Origin of the sequence: Butyricicoccus faecihominis (genome assembly GCF_024462775.1) — a bacterium.
Taxonomy (GTDB): domain Bacteria; phylum Bacillota; class Clostridia; order Oscillospirales; family Butyricicoccaceae; genus Agathobaculum; species Agathobaculum faecihominis_A.
Window position 1 is genome coordinate 1 of record NZ_JANGCE010000044.1, and the last position, 19,011, is coordinate 19,011.

Sequence of the window (19,011 nt, forward strand, 5' to 3'; positions counted from 1 at the left end):
GCCCGCGCTCAAAATGAGCGCGGGCCCTGCCTGTGTTTTTTGTTATGCGCCGAAGGGGGCGGCTGCAGCGGACCACTGCTTTTCTAGCTGGGTCCAGTCGCGCGCCTGCGCGAGCTCGGTCCATGTCTCGTATTGCGTCGGGTTTTCCCGGTCGTAATTATGCGAGTTGGTCGCTTCCTGCACGGCTTCATAATGCCATGCATCCTTCGGGTTATCCGGCCAAGATATGGCCGCATCCAGCACATTTTCCGCGTGCACGCGGCGGTCGAGCACCGCGTTGACCAGCGTCATCGCTTCCGCGCGGGTGATATACTGGTCTGGCTTGAAGGTGCCGTCCTCATAGCCCTTGATCCAGCCCTTTTGCGCGGCGCGGTTGATATAAGGCGCCGCCCAGTGGCCCGCGATATCGGTAAACATATCATTCCCGACATAGAGCGCGGAATCAAACCGGGCCGCGACGGCCGCGAACTCGCCGCGCGTAATCGGCGCGGACGGGCGGAACGCGCCGTCCTCATAGCCGGTCAGGATACCGGCCGCCGCCATGGTGGAGATTGCGTTGTTGGACCACTGTGTGGCCGATACATCCGAAAAGGCGTTGTTCTGGCTCCAATTTTCGGTGCGGCTGTCATCCTGCATCAGGCGGAAGAAGATGGTCGCGACCTCCTGCCGGTCGATATTCGCGTTCGGGCGAACGGTGCCGTCCGGGTAACCGATTACGTACGCAAAGTGATCTTCCGCGTTTAGGCCGGGAGCAAGCGGGATCTCCTCATCCTCGATGGTCTGATAACCGTCGTTGCCGTTGCCGCCTCCATTATCGCCGCTGGAGGTGCTTCTGCGGTAGTACTGGAAGGTCACCGCGTAGCTGCCGCCGCCAAGCGGCACCGCGACGGCTTCGGTATAGGTGTGGGCGGTATCCGGCGCGCCGTTGACGGCGACCGCCGTAGCCTGATAGCGCACCCGGCTCAGGCCGAAGAAGTCCGCGTTCGCATGCGCCGTGGCGGGCGCGGCGAGCGTCGCGACGGATTGCGCTTCATCAAAGAGGGGCTGCGCGTCCGATAGCTGGTGCCAAACCGTTAGGTCATACGGCACATAATATACGTTGATAACCGCGCCGTCCGTAATGGTAAAGGTATGCGTTTGGCTCAAAATCTCGCCCGTTTCGCCGGTCGCGGTGTAGCGGCCGAACTTATAGCCCTGCGACGCCTTGCCCCTTACCTGTTCCTCCGCGAGCAGCGCGGCGGCGTCCAGCGTCAGCGTGGCGTTGGCAGCGTCGCTGCCCGGCACATAGGTTAGGGCAAAATCACTGCGGCGATCGATCTCCACCTCGTTCTGGTAGATGACGACCGTATAATCCCGGTCCGCCGAGGTACGGGCGCGCCACTGAGCGGTGCTTACAAGGTCTCTTTTGACCGCCGCCGTCAGATCGATCGACGCATCCCAGCCGTTGAAAACATAGCCTTCCTCCGCTGTTTTGTCGAGGCTAAGCGTGCCGTTTCTGCCGGTGAACCACTGAGCCGGGACCGCGCCGTACGGCACGGTGAATACCGCGCTGCCGCTCACCAGTTCGCCCTTTGCGCCCTCGGCGAGAGCCAGCGCGCCGTGATCGCCCGGGCGGTAGATGATGGTATGCCGCAGAAGCGGGTATTTGATGGCAAAATCATTCATGCCGGTTTGGTCGCTGATGACATAGGAAGCCGCGATCTCATTTGCGACCGCCTCGCCGCGCCGGTTGAACATACTGCCGGTTTCGGTAACGCCTTCCGGCAGGGTGATATGCGCCGCGATCGCCTGTTCAAACTCCGCCTTTGTCACGGTATCGCCCGGATACTTGCGCGCGACGGAGATGGGCGTTGTTTCAAACGGGAAGGTCGTGGTCGAGCCGCCCTCGATCTGCTCAAAGGCGTAGTAGAGCTTGACGTCGGTCTTTCCCTCGACCAGATCGGTCTCGGTCTGATCTTCGGCCCGAGGGCCCTCCTGCGAGGTGGCGGTCGCCGTGTTTTTCACGCTTTTGCCCTCGTCCGCCTCGGTAACGGTGTAGGCGTAGGTCACCACGGCCTGATCGTCCACTTCGATCTCCCCGACCGCAACCGCGCCGCCGGAGACCTGCGCGGTCTTTCCGTTCACCTGTAGATCGGTCACCGTTTTCGGGAACATGGTGTCCTCCAGCTTGACGCCCGTCAGCTTTTGGTCGCCCGTGTTTTTAATGGTCACGGTGTACTTGACCGTGTCGCCGACGCGCAGCGTCGTATGGTCGCCGTTTCTAACGATTTCGTGCGTTTTCTCGATCGTCATGCCCGGCTTATGCACAGGGATGATGGGATCGGCCTCGTCCTTTGGATCTTGATCCTTGTCGTCCGGCGTTTTTACCGTCACGGCGTTGACGATCTCTTTGCCAAGATCATCGCCGGTGACGATATACTCGGCGTTGAAAATAGCGGACTGACCCGCTTTTACCAAAAAGTTTGCGGGATCGAGCGCGGGCGTTTGTGCCGAAATAAGCTTTACCTTGTCTGCGTTTACCGCTATGCCTGCCACGGTCAGGGTATCCATCAGGTTCAGTCCGCTATAATCCAACTGGCCCCCGTTCGTGACCGTGATCGTATAAACCAGCTTATCCTGCGCGGTCGCCTGCACGGTATCGATCGGGTTTTCAGCCGTGACCTTGCTGCTCCAGTTCGGGTTCGCCGGCTCGCCCGACGGCGCCATGATATCCGTCAGTTCCTTCACGACGGACAGACCCGTCCGCGTCTGCGTGGTCCAGATGCCATATAGAGTGGTCGGATCGGTGTTCACCATCACCTGATTAACCTTGTCCTTAGGCGTCGCTTTTTTCGTGGTGCCCCAGCCAGCGAAAGTATACCGGGTATTGCCGCTCTCAAAAGAGGCGTTTTCCAAGCCGCCGGGTGTCTTTTTATCAGCCGGGATTTTATAAATACTGTGTATGCCTACCTGTTCGCTTTGGGGTGCGGCGACCTTGTCTGGTTTGGATACGTCCGCGGGCAGGTTCAAATCGTATTGTACCGCCGCGTCTTCATAGGTATACAAAACGTCGATCACATTGCCGGACTGTTGTACGATATAGGGTATCTTCCCTTGTTGCACGCCGTCCGCGTAAGAGTTTTCGGGCCTATATTTACTATTCAGCTCTTCCTCGGTCAAGGTGATCGGGTCCCCGACTTTAAGATCCTTTCTAGAGGATTTTCCCAACAAGTTTGGATCACTCTCACTTGTTCCGACTTGATCCTTCCAATACCGAATATCCGCCACTAAATTGGTTGTTTTCACCGCGTCGATGGTCAGCATATCCATGCCTCCGCCACCACCACTAGAGTTATCGAAGCAAAAGATATCGATCATAAAGGTATCGCCTGCTCCGGCGTCCGGATAGTTCGTATACATCACATCGCCAATATTATCAATATTCGCTTTGCAATACCAGTTGTCGGTAACTGGTATCTTCCCATTATGATAAGCGATTGTTCCAGGTCTGCCGTTTGACGACACAACGCCATTTTTATTGATAAATGCCTCGCGGGTCGAGGTTCCGCTCCAAAAAGCCAGATAATCCATGGCGTTTTCGTCATTAATGCTGGCTTCGTCGCCTTTTTGATACACAAAAATAAAAATATCGTCGTTGATCGGCAAAATTCCTTCGCCATACTTCTTTTGATTCACCGACCGCAACCGGAAGGTATCGCGGGTATTAAATTCATCCGGAATCTTATACTCGCCCGTAAACCGGCGCAGCGACGGGCTGCCGCCGCAGCGCCATGTCGCCGCCGAGTATCCCGTAGGATACTCATGCAGATACCCTTTATAATAGGGGTTTTTAAACTGAGCGTCCCAAACCTTAACCGGGTCGGTCACACTGGTCTTAATGCTTGAAATATCGCTCCATTTCCATTCCAGCATTGCCTTTGTTCCGCCGCTGTTGGGTATGGTTTGCACCTTGATATATTTTACTTCGCCTTTGCCGGCATCGGTTATTTCGGTACTGCGTTTCCAATTTTCAATCGTTGTATCGTTTAAGTTAGGCGCAATATGAACCGAAAGCGTGCGGGGCACGCTTTTCGTAATCGCAATGGGACTACCGCTTGTAAACGCGTTAGGTCCACCGCTTGCATCATCCTGCGGTGTGACGGTCATCTCATCCAGCTTATAGCCTGTGCTTGGAGTTATCGTGACGTTTCCCGGCCCCTTGCTCCCATATTGAAACCCCTGCTCCGCCAGCTTGGCGCCATCCTGCACGACCTGTACCGTCAGTTTATACCCAGCGGCCGTTTCCGTCGCATTCAACGCTTCAAAATTCACGTACTTATCGATTTTATCGCTCTGCGCCGTTGTCGGCGCGGCCAGCGCCTGCGACGGCAGCATGCCGGCCAGCATGGCGACCGACAGAACCCATCCTATTAATCTATTTTTTCTCATTGTGAAACCCTCCGTTCATAATGTCGCGCGGAAATCGGTCAAGACGCGGATCGACCGGCTATTGATAGCGCGTTTTTTTACGCGCGAAAGACCTGAGGCATCCCCTTATTGGGGATGCTCAGGCCTTTGTATCCTTTCAGATCACAGGATGACCCAACCCTCCTGGAGTTCATAGGTCAGCACATATGCGGTGGTATCGGCCGAAACGGTCACCACGGCGGCGTCGCACGTCAGGGTGATGCCGGGGGTCTCGGTCCATACGAAAGCGCCCAGATCAAGCTCGTCGCCGACGGTTGCTTCGATCGTTTGCTCTTCCATGTAAACGGTCGCTTCGCCATCGTATACGATGCCGCACACCGTAATGGCAACAGGCGCCGCGGCCACGGGGATCTCGTTTTCCGGGATCTCTACCAAAATTTCTTCTTCCTCTGCGGGAAGCTCTTCTTCGGGAGCGATGACTTCTTCTTCGGTCGGAAGCTGCTCTTCAGGTTCGGTTACTTCGGGCTCTGCGGGAAGTTCGGGCGTTACCAGCATGTCTTCGTCGACCGGCTCTTCGGACGGGGTCGCGGGCGCTTCGGATTCGGTGGCTTCGTCTTCCGCGGGAAGCTGCTCCTCGGGTTCGGTCGCTTCGGGTTCGGCCGGAACTTCCGGCGTTACCAGCATGTCTTCGTCGACCGGCGCTTCAGACTCGGTCGCGGGAGCTTCGTTCTCGGCGGGCGCTTCGGGCGTTACCAGCATCTCTTCGTCGACCGGCGCTTCGGACGGAGTCGCGATCTCTTCGGACGGAGCCGCTTCGGGCAGGACTACCGGAGCGTTTTCTTCCACAGGGGCCGATTCTTCCGCAGCTTCCGTGATCTGCGGGGCTTGCATGTGCAGCTCGTTCTGCGGAGCGGAATCTTCCGCTGCAAACGCGAACGCGGTGCAGGTAAGGGCGACTGCCAAAAACATTGTGATCTTTTTCATGAGGAACTGCTCCCTTCCAAATAGAAACCTTATCGATCGATGATCGGAATGTTCATCTCTTCTTGATGTCTCTATTCTACAACGGGGCAGTTACATTTCGGTCACATATCCCGAAATGTCCGGAAAAATTGTTTCCATTTTCAACAAAGCTTTTGCCTACTTTTTTGGTCATCTTTCATAAAAGCGCTCATGTGGCGGGTATGCGCAGGCCGGTTATGTGTAAAGCGCCCGCCAAATGTCCCCACGCACGGGGCACGAAGAGGCGAGCGCTTTACGGAATCTGTCGAAGCGTTGTGTATTCTTTTGTAACGCTGCCCGACCGCAAGGACCGCATGAGCATGTACTCCGGCCTTGAGGTCCGCGTGCCGTTCTGCGATCACCGCATCGTGGAATACGCCTACAACATGCCGTGGGATATGAAGGCGCTGCATGGCCGTGAAAAGGGCATTGTGCGCAAAGCGTTCGAGCACGAGCTGCCCGAGGAGATCGTTTACCGCAAAAAGAGCCCTTACCCCAAGACCTTCCACCCGGTTTACACCGAGCTGTGCGCTTCCTATGTGCGGCGCATCTTTGCCGACGAACACTCGATCGCGGCCACGCTATTCAACCACGAAACCGTACAGACGCTGATGCAGCAGCCCGAAAGCCTGACCGAGCCTTGGTACGGCCAACTGATGCGCACGCCGCAGATCTTCGCCTACATCGTTCAGTTGGACCGCTGGTTCAAACAGTATAAGGTGCGGCTTGCATAAACCGTGCGGTCACGCCTTGAAATGCTCGGCCAGTGTGTTGATAATCAGCTGGTGATCGTCCAGATGGGGCAGGCCGGAAACGCAGATCGAACCGATCATGCCCGTGCCGCGCAGCAGGATCGGGAAGCCGCCGCCGCACGCGGCGTAATCATTTGCTGAAAGCTTGCGGCTTTCCAGCGTATCGCCGCCCGCTTCCATCCACGCCATGAAGCGCAGCGAGGACATTTCCATCAGTTCTACCGAGCGGCGCTTGCGGGCAAGCCAAAGCGCGTTGTCCGCGGTCGCGCCCTCCGGCAGGTAACGGAACACGGTCAGCCCGCCGATGGAGATTTCGATGCCGACCGGCTGGCCGAAGGGCTTTGCATTTTCATGAAGCGCAAGGCCGAGCGCAAGAGCGTCCTCCCGCGTAAAATGATCGAACTGAAAGGTTTTTTCCTGCTCTTCGCACATCGCGAGCAGCGTTTGATTATCCTGCATAAACTTGTCCATTCCTTTCCTGATAGGTGATCAAAATCCCTATTACCATTTCATTATAATGCACGCCCATCCGGAACACAAGGAGGTTTTTCCAAATGGAGGACGGAATATCCGTTTTGCGGGTCCTCGTTACGACCGCGCTCGGCGCGGTGCCGGTGCCAAACGCCGTTGTCACGGTATCCACGCCGGTGGATGAAGCCGGGAATTCCACGCTTTTATACTCGGTACAGACCGATCAGAGCGGCATGACGCCGCCGATGGAGCTGGCGGCGCCGCCGCGCGCGGCTTCGCTCACGCCCGGCGGCGGCAGACCCTTCAGCCTGTATACCGTACAGGTCGACCATCCAGACTTCACGCCGCTCGCCGCCTTAAACGTCACCGCTTTTTCCGGCATTCCCGCCGTGCTGCCGATTACGCTGACGCCGCTGCCTGAAACCGCCAACACAGCCCCGCAGCAGTTAACCGCGGAAACCAACCCACAGGCTTTGTCAGAACAGGAGGGATAACCTTGGCTACAACCCCGGTCGTCATTCCTGAAACGATCACCGTGCATCTGGGCGCGCCCTCGGCGGCCGCGCAGAACATTACGGTGCCGTTTGATGAATACATTAAAAACGTCGCTTCCAGCGAAATCTATCCGACCTGGCCCGAGGAGGCCATCCGCGCCAACATTTACGCGCAGGTCTCTTATGTGCTCAACCGTGTGTTCACCGAATGGTACCGCGCGCAGGGCTACGATTTCGATATCACCAACTCGACCCGTTACGACCAAAGCTATGTGCCCGGCCGCGATATTTTTGAGAACATTTCCACCATTGTGGACGATGTATTCAACAACTATTTGACGCGCGGCGACGCGATCGAGCCGCTCTTTGCCCAGTACTGCAACGGCACCACGACCACCTGCCCCGGCGGCCTATCCCAGTGGGGCACGGTGCCGCTGGCCGAGCAGGGCCTATCGGCGGAGGATATCATCCGCTCGTTCTATGGGGACGACATCAACTTTGTGCGCGACGCGCCCGTTTCCCCCAACCTCGGCGGGTCGTGGCCGGGCGTGACCTTTCGGCTGGGCGACGTCAACGAGGATGTGCGCACCATCCAAAACCGCCTGAACCGTATTTCCACCAACTATCCCAATATCCCTAAGATCTACCCGGTCGACGGCGTGTTCGATTCCAACACCGAAAACGCCGTGCGCGCGTTCCAGCGCCAATTCAACCTGACCGCAGACGGGCTGGTGGGCAAGGCGACCTGGTACCGCATCGCGTTTATCTATAACAATATCAAACGCCTTTCCGAACTGGACAGCGAGGGGCTGACGCTTGCCGACGTATCCCGCCAATACCCCACCGAGCTGAGCGAGGGGATGACCGGCTCCGGCGTGCAAATCCTTCAATACTTCCTCGCGGTGGTGGGCGAGTATTACGACGAACTGCCGCGCTGGCAGCCCGCCGAGGTGAACGGCGTATTCGGCCCCAAAACCCGGCAGGCCGTGATAGACTATCAGCGGATGATGGGCCTGCCGCAGACCGGCGTGGTCGACCGGCCGACGTGGGACGCGCTCGTGTCCACCTATGAATCGGTTTTGCGCATCAGGCCGGTGAACGAATGGCTGCCCGAGATCGCGGGTTTTCCGGAAATCTTCCTTGTCATGGGCATGCGGGGCGACGCGGTGCGGCGCGCGCAGGAGCTAATCAACATCATTGCGCGCGGCTATCCCGAGGTGCCGCCCGTTGATCCGGACGGTATATACGGCCCGGCGACGCGCGACTCCGTATCCGTCATTCAGTCCCTGCTCGGCTTTCCCGCGAGCGGCACCATCGGCCCGCTGACCTGGGAAGGCATGAGCCGCCTTGCCGAGGATGTGGAGGCAGGCAGCCGGACGAGCGAAGGGCAGTATCCCGGCTATACCGTCGGAGAGGAGGGCACCGCCTAAATGTATACGGAAGAGCAATACAAAAAACACATATTTGATTTGCAGCGCTTTCTGCGGCGCATCCAGCTCGCGGCCAACCACGCCGCCCCGTTGGTGCCGGACGGCGTATACGGCCCGGAGACCAACGCCGCGGTGCGTGAATTCCAGCGTATGAACGACTTGCCCGTAACCGGTACGGCAGACTATGAAACTTGGACGCTGATCTACCAGCAGTACACCCGCCTTGCCGCCGGAGAGGGGGCCGACACATAAATGTATACGGAAGCGCAACTCCGGGAGCATATCTATGACCTGCAGCGGTTTTTACGCCGCATCCAGCTGGAAGCCAACCATGCCGCCCCCTTGGTGCCGGACGGGGTTTACGGCCCGGAGACCGCGGCCGCCGTGCGTGAATTCCAACGCATCAACGGCCTGCCTGTGACCGGCACGGCGGACTTTGCCACTTGGACGCTGATCTATGAGCAATACGCCATTCTCGCCGCGGGCGACGGTTTCCCGGTATGCACACAGTTTTTCCCGCCCGATTCGGACGCCACGCTGTCGCCGGGCGAAAAGGGATATTCGGTCTATGCCCTGCAGCTTATTTTAAACACGCTGGCCACGCACTTTGCGGACGCGCAGCGCGTGCCGGTCACCGGGGTGTACGATGAGAACACCACCGCCGCGGTAAAGCATGCGCAAGCGCATTTCAAGCTCCCCCAAACCGGCGTGACCGACCGCGATACTTGGGATGCGCTCGCGTCGTTCCACAATGTCTATCACCACCGTCCGCCCCTTTCCTGGACGCTGGCGGATCAGGAGCAGCCGCCTTGTTAAAAGCGCAACAAAATCGTGCCACATGTTCAAATAAGCTCCGTGATAACACTCAGATTTTCGCTGCGGCAGGACGTCCGCTTCGCTCCCGCAGATAAACAATCTCTCTTTCCTCATTCATTAAAAAGCCTGACAGACCAAGCGCGTTGTACGCCGGGTGTGTCAGGCTTTGCTTCTATTCGTTCAGCTTTTACGGATTGGACTTTTCTGCTGATCGTTCAGAATAACGGGTTTGCGCACTACTGCCCAGTGAATGAAAACAGCGTCACTATTGCGCCCTCGGATCATTTCACGACTTAGAAAAACGTAGCGGATTTAGCCGTTTTATCAACCGTTTATTATAATGAACGCTTATTCTCAATCGCCTGTTTGATGATATTGAGAAAAGCGGCAACCTCATCAGAGGGATTTTGTGAATAGAGGAGGCCGTAGGAAACCGTATAATCCCATTCCACCGGGAGCGTCACAAGCGAAGGATGAATATCCGCCCATGCGTCAAGAGTTAGTAGCAGCGAGCCGGTTACTTCGCAAGCGTTAAAGGTTTCCATGTCGTAAAAATAAGGGGCATCCTCTATGAGTATCTGAGGGTGCGTCATTTTTAATATTTCCCTAAGCTTATCGAGATACAGCGCGTCTCCGCTTTTTACCACCACCAAATGTTCACCGTGTAAATCGTTCAAAGATAACTTTGTTTGGGATGCAAGCCGGTGATTCCGCGGAACCGCAATACAGAGCGGATAGCGACCCAGTTCATGGAACTTACTCATGCGCAGCATTTGCTGTGAGCCGAATACGCCAACCATAAAATCCATTGTGGTCCCTAGAGAGGCGACGACTGACAGAATATGTTCGTGATCATCACTATAAGGGACTATTTTGATCCTGTATTCCGTGCAGTCGGGCCGTATCGTATTCCATAAGTTGATCAATACATTGCCGGGATTTAAAAAGGACGAACCCACACGGATCGTTTTCATTTCGTTCTGCTGGATTGCTCTTGCTTGCAAGACGGCATCTTCTGACTCTGCAATGAACCTTCTTGCCGCTTTATAGATGAATTTTCCAGCTTCGGTTACTTCAATACCCCGATTGGTACGTTTTAAAAGAGTCACGCCCAGCCGTTCTTCCAACGCATTCATCTGTTTCATAATGGAGGCGGGCGTAACAAACAAGTCCTCTGCCGCTTTTGATAAACTCCCTCTGTCCGCAACTTGAATAAAGGTCTTTATCTGCTGACTGTACATGAATCACTCCGCCCCTCGTATTTACTTTTGGTAAATGCATCATATCATTTTTGGTCATTCCATGTCAAGGTAAATGCAGATACAATAAGAATAAAGAAATGCCAGCCGCTAAGCAAATCTAATGCGAGGAGAACAAAAATATGGAGTACATTACTTTGAACAATGGGGTAGAAATGCCCATGTTGGGCTACGGAACCTTCCAGATACCGGCTGCGAACACGGCCCGTTGCGTACTGGACGCGATCTCCGTGGGCTATCGCAGCATCGATACCGCACAGGGGTATTTTAACGAGGAAGGGGTGGGGGAAGCTGTCAGCAAATGCGGCATAGCCCGTGAGGAACTGTTTCTAACCACAAAAATCTGGGTTTCCAACAGCGGATATGATAGAGCCAAAACATCCATTGATGCGTCGCTTCGCAAGCTGAAAACAGGCTATGTGGATTTGATGCTGATTCATCAGCCTTTTGGCGATTACTACGGCTCTTACCGCGCGATGGAGGAAGCGTATAAAGCAGGGAAAATTCGTGCCATCGGTGTCAGCAATTTTATGCCTGACCGGTTCATCGACATTGCCGGATTCATGGAGATCACACCGGCGGTCAATCAGTTAGAGGTACATGTGTTCCAGCAGCAGAAAATCGCAAGAGAAATTTTGCAAAAACATGGAACACAGTTAATGGCGTGGTCGCCGCTGGCGCAAGGCAAAAATGGGCTGTTTACCAATGAAACTCTGACTATGATCGGAGAAAAGTATGGAAAGACGGCGGCACAGGTCAATCTGCGTTTTCTGATACAGTCCGGCATTGTTATCATTCCAAAGTCCACTCACAGGGAACGCATGGAGGAAAACTTCGCATTATTTGACTTTAAGCTAACCGATGAGGAAATGTGCGAACTGAAAACGCTGGATTTAGGCCGGAGCCAGTTCATCGACCATCATGCTCCGGAAGTGGCGGAGATGTTTGTCGGGGCAGGAAAAATGTAAGGAGGCTAGAAAAATGCAATATTTAGAATTATCCAATGGGGTGAAAATCCCTCAGATCGGTTTTGGAGTTTATCAAATCCCGGATTATGAGCAAGCGAAAAAAGCTGTCCTAGCAGCGCTGAAAACCGGCTACCGACTGATTGACACCGCGCAGGGCTATATGAATGAAAAGGCTGTTGGCGATGCAATCAGGGAGAGCGGGATTCCGAGGGAAGAAGTCTTTATCACGAGCAAGCTCTGGCTTCAGGATTTTTCCTTTGAGGGGGCGCAGTCTGCAACACAGACTACGCTGGAGCGGCTTGGCTACGACTATATCGACCTAATGCTCCTGCACCAGCCTATGGGCGATTATATTGGGGCCTGGAGAGGACTTGAAAAACTCTACAAGGAGGGAAAGATCAAAGCGATCGGTATGGCGAACTGTTATCCCCATGTGCTTGCCGACCTCTGCGAAACCTTTGCAATCAAACCGATGATCAATCAGGTGGAGATGCACCCCTTCTTCCAGCAGCAGCTTAATCTGGATACCATGAAGGAATACGGCGTTATTCCCGAAGCATGGGCGCCGTTTAACGAGGGCAACCGGAATTTCTTTACCAATCCGATTCTCATGGAGATTGGAAAAAAGTATGGAAAGACAGCGGCGCAGGTGGCGCTCCGCTGGAACCTACAGCGAGGCGTAATCGTCATTCCGAAAACCGTTCACGAGGACAGAATGAAGCAAAATCTCGATGTGTTTGATTTTGTTCTTTCCAAAGCGGATATGGAGCAGATCGGGACAATGGATATCGACCACAGCGAAATCGTAAATCACTTTGATCCGCAGTGGATCAAACTGCTGCATTCCTTAAAGTTTTAAGTATTCATTTTATAGATATAAGCAAAACAGCCGTTTTATTGGTTTGACGGCAAATCGCCGCAGGGGATCACACAATTTCCCTGTCCAGAAAAAACGCGGCCTCCTTGATATCATGATTTACAATTTAACCAGTTTCGTTTCGGCTATGTGCCTTGACTAACTTGTTCCTCGTAAATATTCTTATCAAGAAGACCGCTTGGCATAATTTTTCTATTTTTCTTCGTCTGAAAGCCGGTAGCAGTCCCGGCCCGCGGCCTTGGCCGCGTAAAGGGCCTTATCCGCCTCGGTGTACACTTCGTTGAAGCTTTGACCGCTGTTCGTCAGCGACGCGCCCAAGCTGATGGTGAGCGACGCGCCGTCCGGCATGACGATATCGTGCGCTTCGCGCGTCAGGAGCGCGCACTTTTGGCGCAGCGCGTCGCGGTGTTTCAGCCGGTGCATATAGACCACGAATTCGTCGCCGCCCGACCTGCCGACGACATCGCAATCGCGGAAGCTGCGCTGAAGCATCGCGGCGACCTGCTGCAGCGCCTCGTCGCCCTGCAAATGGCCATAATTGTCGTTTACCTCTTTAAAATGATCCACATCCAGCAGCAACAGCGCGCCATGCTGTCCATCCGGCATTTCGGACAGGTATTCGCCGACCAGCTGCCGCACGGCGGCGGCGTGGAACACGCCGGTCAGCCCGTCGCGCTCGGCGCGCTGCCGCAGCAGGTCCTTTTCCCGCTTTTCCTCATCGATCACATTGATCTTACCGATCATGCCCACCGGCTTGCCCGCCTCGTCGCGCAGGGCCTGCTGCACGATACGCAGCCAGTGCTGCTGTCCGTCGATTCCGGCCATGCGCAATTCATGCGTGCCATCCTTGCCCTCTTCCAGAAAGGAACGGAATTTATCCCGATCTTCTTGCGACCACGTGCTGGACGCGGAAGTGCGATAGTCATATCGGAGCAACGCTTCGCTTTCTCCATCCCCCGTGTCGTTCGGGTTTGATACGAGCAGCGTTTGGGTGGCGTTATCATATTCAAAGAAATATTCCTGCGTCAACTGATAAATTTGCAGGCGCTTTTTCAGTTCCAGCGCATTTTTCTTTTCTGAACGCACACGCTGCACAAGGTTAAAGCCCAAAAGCGCCACGATCAACCCGCAAAACAGCATGACAAACAGTACGCTTTCCGCCGGGTGCTCCTTCATAAAGCTCCACAGGGTGGTCCTTCGGTAGGTAACCGTATTGCGGTAGACCATCGCCCGAAGCTCTTCCTCGGGTATGACGAGCAGCGCCTTGTTCATAATACTCAAAAGCTGCTTGTGACCCGGCATGGCCACGCCAAAGCAGATTTCGCGCGGCTCGTCCGTCTGCGGCACCATACGCAGGTTGCCAAGGGCGGACTGATTCAAATAATACTGAGCGGCATAGCCGTCCGCATAGGTAAAATCGGCTTCGCCCTTACTGACCGCGCGGATGCAGTCCTCAAACGAGTCGTAAAACTGCGTTTTTCCGTCATAAGCAAAGCTATGGAGTGTTCCTTCCGGCACGGCAAGCGTTTTGCCTTCCATGCTGCCGTCCCAATCCTGCCGCATCAGCAAAACATATTGCGAGGATGCGTACGCATGCGTCATCGAAACGCCGTTTTCACGGGCCAGCGTGTAATTGTACGTCATACCGGCCACCATGTCTACCTTGCCGTCCCGCGCAAGCTCCATCAGTCCGCTTTCCGTGGATACCGGCACCAGCTCGAAGGTGAGCCCGGTTTGCTCCCCGATATACTGCAATAAAGCGGGCGCCAGCCCGGTCGTACTCCCATCTTCCGCATTGCGGTATTGAAACGGCGGTTCGTCCGTGCGCACCGCGACGCGGATCGCGCCGGTCGTGCGGATATACTGCTCCTCTTCATCCGTCAGCAGAAGATCTTCATTTTTAGGGGTAAAATACTTTTCCTGCAAGGAAATGGTGAAATACGGATCGATCTGCTGAATGCTCATGATCGCGGCGTTCAGCTCCTGCATCAGGCCCGGCTCCGCTTGCTTGGAAAGGACGAAATAAAAGGGCTTGGGCGCAAACTCCGCGATCGTCCGCATGCCGGGCATCGCGTTCAGGCTGGTATTGATCATGGCGTCCGCCCGGCCGGAAAGCACCGCGTCGATCAACTCATCTTCTGTTTCGCACTCCACATAGCTGACGTGCAGCAGGTTGATCTTTGCGTATTCCTCAAGCTCCTGCCTGCGCTGTACGCTTTTCCCATATACCGCAACGGTGAGCTGCTGCTCCTGCTGCGCGTCGATCACAATGCTGTCCGGCTGGTTGTGCGGCACCTGCAAAACAGTTTTTACCGTGCCGTAGCTATGGCCGGAATAGTCGTACAGGCTGTTCATCTCTTCGCTGAACAGCATACCGCCCATCAGGTCGACCTCGCCCTTTTGCAGCATATCCAGCAGCGTGGTCAGGCTGTTATCGATATCGCCGGGCACCTCGACAAATTCATACTGCCAGCCGGTGTACTGCGCCACCTCCTGCAAATACTCATAGGTATAGCCGGAATAATTTCCGTTTTCATCCCGTTCGCTCAATCCGGCTTGGATTGGATAGGCGACGCGGACCGTGCGTCCCCCCTGCTTTGTATCGGCGGCGAGTCCATATGGCAGCATGGCAAACAGCATAACGGCGGCCATCACCACGGCGGCAATGCGTTTCAAGCCTTTCGCCATATGATCCCACCTCCTTTCCCCGACAGCCGCGCAAACAGCCGCCTCTTACTTATATTTCTTTTATTATATAGAACCTGGCAACAAAGTACAAGGGGTACTTGCCAAACATACGCGGCAAAAGCCGGTGGAACGATGTTCCACCGGCTGAGGCTGTCGAAAAATAGTTTTTCGACAGCCTTCGATCGAAACAAAGCCCCATTTCGATCGAGATTCCGGCTTCTGCGCGCGCCTTTCAGGCACACTTGAAGTCGGTTTGTATAAAAACCGAGATACATGCTCCCGGTTTTTATGGATTTTGCCGCTTGCGTCGAAATCCTATTATATACACGCTGCGGCGTGAGGACTTTTTCCACAGACTGAGCCGGTGGAACGATGTTCCACCGGCTTTTGCGCGATTATAAACCTTACAGGCTGATCGTCTGCTTGAGCGCATCGACCGAGGTAACGACGCCCGCCTCGGTGGACATCGTGAAATCCTCCATTTCGAGCGATACGTCGCCGTTATAGCCCATCATGCGGACAACGGAGAAGAATTCCTTCCACCACTGCAAATCCTTGCCGCAGCCGACGGCCACATAGTTCCATGTGCGGGACGCGGTATCGTGCACGTCCTTCCACTCGGTCAAGCCGTTTACCTCCGCCATGCCGCGCTCGATGCGAGTATCCTTGCCATGCACATGGTAGATGGCACCCTTCAGCGCGCGGGCGGAGTGGATCGGGTCCGCGCCATAGGCGATCAGGTGCGACGGATCGAGGTTGATGCCGATGATATCGTCGCCCACGCCCTCGCGCAGGTGCCAGAACGATTCCGGATTGTGCACCATCATGCAGGGGAACTCTTCGATCGCGATCTTTTCAAGGCCGTGCGCATGGCAGAACGCGGCGAACTCTTTCCACCACGCAATGGTCGTCTTCCACTGGTAGTCTACCGCGGGCTGCATGTAAGCGGTCATCGTGACGCTGGAGGTGATCCAGTTCGGCGTGACATCGTTTTCGCTGCCGGCAGGCAGGCCGGACATACACACGATCTTCTTCACGCCCATTTTTTCCGCCAGCAGCACGCAGCGGCGCATGGACTCATCATATTGTTTGCCGGTCTCACACGGCCAAAGCGGGTTGCACGAGGTATTGAGCGCCGAAATGCGCATGCCGCGCTTGTCGAGCTCCGCCATGTACGCGGCGAGCTTGCTATCGTCCGCCAGCAGTTCCTCGGTCGGGCAGTGGGTGCGCGCGCCCCAGCCGCCCGCGGTCATTTCGACCGCGTCGACGCCAAGGCTTTTGACCTTGTCAAGCATTTCCGTATAGGACAATTCGGCATATACATCGGTGCAAATGGAAAGCTGCATCTTACTCGTTCTCCTTCTTTATATACGGTCGGCTTACTTCTGGTAGAAGGCCGGCATCTCGTCGTAGTGTACGTCCACGATGGTCTGGGTATCGCGCGCCTTGGAAGCCGCGGCGGCGGCAACCTGACAGGCATAGCCGTCCCAAGCGGAGGGGCCGTCCACGCGGCCGGCCTTGCAGGCGTTGATCCACTCTTGGAACTCCACGTTGTAGGCTTCGGTGAAGCGGGTGGACCAATCGGCGTCTACCGCGTTGCCGCGCACCGTGTCCGCCAGAACCTCGATGGTGGCGGGCTTGGGCAGGTTAAGGATCGCGTCCTCACAGACGACCTCGCAGCGGATATCGTAGCACTGGCCGTTGCACACGAAGGATTCCACATCGATGCGCACGCCGGATTTGGTGGTCAGCACCATGACCTGCGGATCGTGCAGGCCTTCCTTGGCCTTGCGGGTCGCCTTGCCGTAGCGCACTTCCGCCGTGGCGTAATCCTCGCCCAGCAGCCAGCGCAGCACGTCGATCTCGTGCACCATCGAATTTTCCACCGCGGAGGCGTTGTCCCACGGCTCGGTCACGTCCGGGTTGCGGTGCGCGCAGTGCAGCAGCAGCGGCTCGCCGTACTTGCGGCTCCGGATCACTTCCTTGAGCTGACGGTAGCCCGGATCATAGCGGCGCATAAAGCCGACCTGAACGAGCTGCTTGCCCGCGTTCATTTCCGCTTCCACAATGCGCTTGCAGGCTTCCGCCGACGGCGCGAGCGGCTTTTCGCAGAATACGTACTTGCCCGCGGCAACGGCGGCCAGCACATACTGCTCGTGGTAAGCGTCGCTCGTGGTGACCACGACCGCGTCGATATCCGGGGACGCGGCCAGCTCTTCACCGGATTCATATGCCTTCAGCGCATACTTTTCCGCGACCGACTTGCAGAAATCCACGTTTGCATCCGCGCACGCGATCACCTTCGCGCCCGACAGTCTGGTGTTGATCCGCTCGATGTGGGTACGGCCGATCGCGCCAGTACCGATCACGCCTACTCGCAGTACCTGATTTTCCATTTTTTCTTCCTCCTAATAACACGGATGGTTTATATATTACGAGCACGTGCTCGTAATCCTGCAAAAGAGAGACGCACACCCGGTTTACGATGCGCGGATGTGGCCTCGCTTTAAAGAAGGCTTTCCTTTACCAGTATTTTAATCTCCGTAAATTGCAGCGCCGGGCTTGGCGTGGCGCCAAAGATCAGCCGGTCCATGAGCAGCTGCAGTCCGTTCCTGCCCTGTGCGTGCAGGTCGGAACCCAACGTGCAGTCGACCACTTCCTCCTGCATCAGCGAAAGGATTTCGGGATAATCCTCGTGTGAAAGCACCTTTATCTCAAGCGCCCTGCCGGATTCCTTCAGCGCCCGGCCCACCTCGGCCACGCCGCCGCACGTGATATACAGCCCGTTCAGATCAGGCTGACGCCGCAGCAGCTCCAGCATTTTGCGGTAGGTGATCTCCTTGTTTTCCAGACTTTCCACGTGATCGACGATCTCGATCGCGGGGTAATGCTTTGCCATGAACTCGCCGAAGCCCAATTCGCGGATTCTTATGTAATAGTCGTTATTTTCGCTCGCGATGGAGCTGGTCACGACGGCGACCTTGCCCCGCCCGCCTAAAAACTGGCCGAGCAGGCGTCCCGCCACTTTGCTTGCGTGTTTGGCGTTCTGCCCCACATGGCAGACGCGCGCGCAGTTTTCAATATCGGTATTGATGGTGACTACCGGAATGCCGCGCTGCGCGGCCCGGTCAATCGCCCGGCGGACGCGTTCGGAGTTAAGCGGGCTGAGCAAAATGCCGTCCGCCTCGTCCTGCATGGCCTGTTCGATCAGCGCGCACTGCCGGTCCACATCGCCGAAGGGACCCAAGCGGCAGGACGCCGTGATATCGAACCCCGCCATACCGGCGGCGCCTTGCTCGATCCCCTGACGCAAATACGGCGCGGCGTCCACATCCATTAAAACTGCCGCGATGCGGTAGGTTTTGCCCTGCTTTTGCAGCGCGCGGCCGGTTGGGTTTGGGGTGTAGCCCACTTCATCGATGATCTGCTGGATACGCTGGCGCACTTCGTCGCTCACGCCAACGCGGTGATGCAGCACCTTATCCACCGTAGCGCGGTGAACGCCCGCCATCTCCGCGATCTCTTTGATCGTAATCATAATTTCTCACACCTGTCGCAGGAAAGAGCTCGAGCTCTTTTATTAGCGAGCACGTGCTCGCTCCTTACAAGTTCATTATTATCCTTTTGTCTCGGAATGTCAATGCCCTTTTTTCACTTTTCTTCTTTTCATGAATGCTGCACAAACCGGCTGCACTCTTTTTATATAAAACAGCAACGGCGCGTTGCAAAATAAAAGAATGTTCCAAATCCTTGTCATTCTGAGGAGCGAAGCGACGAGGAATCTCGCGCGAACGCGCGAAACCCACGTAAAATCCGCGCATTCGCGCGAGATTCTTCACTTCGTTCA

15 protein-coding genes are annotated in these 19,011 nt (G+C 55.8%); 7 read left to right on the plus strand and 8 right to left on the minus strand.

All coding sequences use genetic code 11. The features are described from left to right. Positions 1-42 precede the first annotated feature (42 nt). Together NE562_RS16220 and NE562_RS16225 are read right to left on the minus strand one after the other, a co-directional pair. A complete protein-coding gene (locus NE562_RS16220) occupies positions 43-4,428 on the minus strand; it encodes an S-layer homology domain-containing protein (RefSeq protein ID WP_280963460.1) in 4,386 nt (1,461 codons plus the stop codon). Between the two features lie 141 nt (positions 4,429-4,569). Next, positions 4,570-5,391: a hypothetical protein gene (locus tag NE562_RS16225; protein WP_280963461.1), complete on the minus strand. Its 822-nt coding sequence runs from the start codon at positions 5,389-5,391 to the stop codon at positions 4,570-4,572. A gap of 293 nt (positions 5,392-5,684) precedes the next feature. Here NE562_RS16225 and NE562_RS16230 point away from each other — a divergent pair, with 293 nt between their 5' ends. After that, positions 5,685-6,143 (plus strand): asparagine synthase C-terminal domain-containing protein, encoded by a 459-nt coding sequence (locus NE562_RS16230; protein WP_280963462.1) that lies wholly within the window; start codon positions 5,685-5,687, stop codon positions 6,141-6,143. Between the two features lie 9 nt (positions 6,144-6,152). Here the strand turns inward: NE562_RS16230 and NE562_RS16235 are convergent, their stop codons facing one another. Next, the gene (locus tag NE562_RS16235; RefSeq protein ID WP_280963463.1) at positions 6,153-6,632 is read right to left on the minus strand and encodes a heme-degrading domain-containing protein; all 480 of its coding nucleotides are present in this window, start codon (positions 6,630-6,632) and stop codon (positions 6,153-6,155) included. Between the two features lie 83 nt (positions 6,633-6,715). Between NE562_RS16235 and NE562_RS16240 the strand changes: the two genes are divergently transcribed. The 4 genes from NE562_RS16240 to NE562_RS16255 are packed head-to-tail and all read left to right on the plus strand — an operon-like array spanning position 6,716 to position 9,372. Then, a complete protein-coding gene (locus NE562_RS16240; protein ID WP_280963464.1) occupies positions 6,716-7,126 on the plus strand; it encodes a hypothetical protein in 411 nt (136 codons plus the stop codon). 2 nt (positions 7,127-7,128) lie between these two features. After that, positions 7,129-8,556 carry a peptidoglycan-binding protein gene (locus tag NE562_RS16245; protein ID WP_280963465.1) on the plus strand — a complete coding sequence of 476 codons (1,428 nt, stop codon included), beginning with the start codon at positions 7,129-7,131 and terminating at the stop codon, positions 8,554-8,556. Continuing rightward, positions 8,557-8,808, plus strand: a complete 252-nt coding sequence (locus NE562_RS16250; RefSeq protein WP_280963466.1) for a peptidoglycan-binding domain-containing protein — start codon at positions 8,557-8,559, stop codon at positions 8,806-8,808. Then, positions 8,809-9,372 carry a peptidoglycan-binding domain-containing protein gene (locus tag NE562_RS16255; protein WP_280963467.1) on the plus strand — a complete coding sequence of 188 codons (564 nt, stop codon included), beginning with the start codon at positions 8,809-8,811 and terminating at the stop codon, positions 9,370-9,372. A 335-nt stretch (positions 9,373-9,707) separates the two neighbouring features. Here the strand turns inward: NE562_RS16255 and NE562_RS16260 are convergent, their stop codons facing one another. Beyond that, positions 9,708-10,613: a LysR family transcriptional regulator gene (locus NE562_RS16260; protein WP_280963468.1), complete on the minus strand. Its 906-nt coding sequence runs from the start codon at positions 10,611-10,613 to the stop codon at positions 9,708-9,710. Between the two features lie 140 nt (positions 10,614-10,753). Between NE562_RS16260 and NE562_RS16265 the strand changes: the two genes are divergently transcribed. Together NE562_RS16265 and NE562_RS16270 are read left to right on the plus strand one after the other, a co-directional pair. Further along, positions 10,754-11,599, plus strand: coding sequence for an aldo/keto reductase (locus NE562_RS16265; protein WP_280963469.1), 846 nt, complete (start codon positions 10,754-10,756; stop codon positions 11,597-11,599). A gap of 13 nt (positions 11,600-11,612) precedes the next feature. After that, a complete protein-coding gene (locus NE562_RS16270; protein ID WP_280963470.1) occupies positions 11,613-12,458 on the plus strand; it encodes an aldo/keto reductase in 846 nt (281 codons plus the stop codon). 210 nt (positions 12,459-12,668) lie between these two features. Here the strand turns inward: NE562_RS16270 and NE562_RS16275 are convergent, their stop codons facing one another. From NE562_RS16275 to NE562_RS16290, 4 genes are all read right to left on the minus strand, one after another. After that, the gene (locus NE562_RS16275) at positions 12,669-15,164 is read right to left on the minus strand and encodes a diguanylate cyclase (RefSeq protein ID WP_280963471.1); all 2,496 of its coding nucleotides are present in this window, start codon (positions 15,162-15,164) and stop codon (positions 12,669-12,671) included. A 404-nt stretch (positions 15,165-15,568) separates the two neighbouring features. After that, complete coding sequence (locus NE562_RS16280; RefSeq protein ID WP_280963472.1) at positions 15,569-16,510, minus strand: sugar phosphate isomerase/epimerase family protein; 942 nt, start codon at positions 16,508-16,510, stop codon at positions 15,569-15,571. A 33-nt stretch (positions 16,511-16,543) separates the two neighbouring features. Further along, positions 16,544-17,560: a Gfo/Idh/MocA family protein gene (locus NE562_RS16285; protein WP_280963473.1), complete on the minus strand. Its 1,017-nt coding sequence runs from the start codon at positions 17,558-17,560 to the stop codon at positions 16,544-16,546. 110 nt (positions 17,561-17,670) lie between these two features. Then, positions 17,671-18,702 (minus strand): LacI family DNA-binding transcriptional regulator, encoded by a 1,032-nt coding sequence (locus NE562_RS16290; RefSeq protein WP_280963474.1) that lies wholly within the window; start codon positions 18,700-18,702, stop codon positions 17,671-17,673. Positions 18,703-19,011: the final 309 nt, after the last annotated feature.